Source organism: Mesorhizobium sp. M2E.F.Ca.ET.219.01.1.1 (assembly GCF_004016445.2).
Lineage (GTDB): Bacteria > Pseudomonadota > Alphaproteobacteria > Rhizobiales > Rhizobiaceae > Mesorhizobium.
In genome coordinates, this window is sequence record NZ_SADT02000250.1 from 1 (window position 1) to 289 (window position 289).

1 protein-coding gene is annotated in these 289 nt (G+C 69.2%); it reads right to left on the reverse strand.

Annotation, left to right across the window (positions count from 1 at the left end; all coding sequences use genetic code 11):
- Positions 1-82: 82 nt before the first annotated feature.
- Positions 83-289 (reverse strand): ATP-binding protein (locus EN862_RS35715; protein ID WP_135913345.1); only part of this gene is annotated, 207 nt, incomplete at its 5' end.

The window sequence follows — 289 nt, forward strand, 5'->3', positions numbered from 1 at the left end:
ACTTGCCGCCGGGCTCGTCAAGGCGGCGGCGCTCACCAGCTCCGGCATGGCGGCGGCGGTTCGGCGCTAAAGCGCCTTGGAGCTAACGCCGGCGCGCCGCCACGGCCTTAGTCGGCAGCGCCGGCAATTCCTCCATCACCCGGCTCAGCGGGAAGATGGCGATGGCCTCGGTGCCTTCGCGCAGCTTGGAGTGAAGCTCGAACTCGCCGCCATGCATGTCGAGCAGGCCCTGGACGATCGGCAGGCCGAGGCCGGTTCCCTGTTCTGCGCTCTTGATCGCGATCGTGCC